General features: G+C 39.8%; 1 protein-coding gene. It reads left to right on the top strand.

Translation table 11 applies throughout. From position 1 onward, the window contains the following. Positions 1–1,717: HYR-like domain-containing protein (locus E0I61_RS16360; protein WP_449404230.1), on the top strand; the 1,717-nt coding region annotated here is incomplete at both ends.

The following is a 1,717-nucleotide window of genomic DNA, read 5'->3' as shown; positions in this document are numbered from 1 at the left end:
GCTACTACACAAGTAAGCATAAATGATGGAGATGGTACACCTCCTGTAATTAGTCAATTACCAAATGAAACAACAATTAATTGCCCTTTAAAACCTGAGTTTGCACAAGCAACTGTAACGGACAATGTCGATATAACTGTTTCTTTGACTTTTGACGATGTAACAGCTCAAGGTCAATGTGTAGGTTCTTATACAGTAACCAGAACCTGGACGGCTACTGATACTTGTGGTAATTCTTCAACAAAATCACAAACAATAAACGTTCAAGACAATACTGCTCCTACTTTTACACCACCAGCAAACATCACTCTTAGTAGTGGTGAGAATTGCACAACAAATACTGCCCCATCTGTAACAGGTAGTGTAACAAACATAAATGATACTTGTGATTCTAATCCAACTGTAAGCTATGCTGATACTGATTGTTTTGGAAATTCACCAGATAATGGATCAATAAATGCTGGAAATGGTAATTATTTCCCATTTACCGTTTCAGGTTTTGATGGTTTATCAGCAAGCAGCATTGAAAAAATTGCTTTAGCGTTCGAAACAAATCAAGGAAAAGGAAGAGCTGAATTTACTTTAGTTGCCCCGAACGGCCAAGGAATAATTTTAGTAGGTCCATATTGTGCCGGTGGAGCATGCGATGATACAACATCAAACACAAAAGAATTATACCTACCGGTATTTTATCCAAATAGTTCTAGTTATACACAATGGAACAACAGTAATTTTGTTCAAAATGGTGTTAGTCAAAACTTCACTCCAAACGGAGCAACTACTTCCCCGAATACAATCGTTGGATTAACTTCATATGTAACCAGTTTTGAAAATTTTACTGGAATAATGAATGGTACTTGGTTTATTTATTCAAGAAAACAGGCTAGTGTCAATGGCAGTATAGACTTTAAAAGTGTTTGTTTGACCCCAGCTTCATGTTCTGGAGATAAAATTATTTCTAGAACTTGGACGGTTACCGATGCTTGCGGTAATAAAGCAACCGCTAATCAAACTATCAAAATCGAAGATACTACTGCTCCGACAGCTTCTAATCCTGCTGCAATTACTCTTACTGGTTGCAACGGAACTTTCCCTGCTGCTGATATAGCTGTAGTGACGAATGAAGCAGATGCCTGTTCAACTCCGACCGTTGCTTTTGTTGGTGATGGCGCTCCTGCTTTAGTGGGTTGTATCGAAACGACAATCAGAACATACAGTGTAACGGATGCGTGTGGAAACACAATCAATGTGACTCAAAATTTAATCAGAACGATCGATACTACTGCTCCGACAGCTTCTAATCCTGCTGCAATTACTCTTACTGGTTGCAACGGAACTTTCCCTGCTGCTGATATAGCTGTAGTGATGGATGAAGCGGATGCCTGTTCAACTCCGACCGTTGCTTTTGTTAGTGATGGCGATCCTGATTTAGTGGGTTGTATCGAAACGATAATCAGAACATACAGTGTAACGGATGCGTGTGGAAACACAATCAATGTGACTCAAAATTTAATCAGAACGATCGATACAACAGCTCCGACAGCTTCTAATCCTGCTGCCATTACTCTTATCGGTTGCAACGGAACTTTCCCTGCTGCTGATATAGCTGTAGTGACGGATGAAGCGGATGCCTGTTCAACTCCGACCGTTGCTTTTATTGGTGATGGCGATCCAGCTTTAGTGGGTTGTATCGAAACTACAATCAGAACATACAGTA

This window comes from Flavobacterium ranwuense (genome assembly GCF_004349315.1).
Classification (GTDB): Bacteria; Bacteroidota; Bacteroidia; order Flavobacteriales; family Flavobacteriaceae; genus Flavobacterium; species Flavobacterium ranwuense.
The sequence above is the reverse complement of the archived record's forward strand: the minus strand, read 5'-3'. Positions and strand labels throughout refer to the sequence as shown.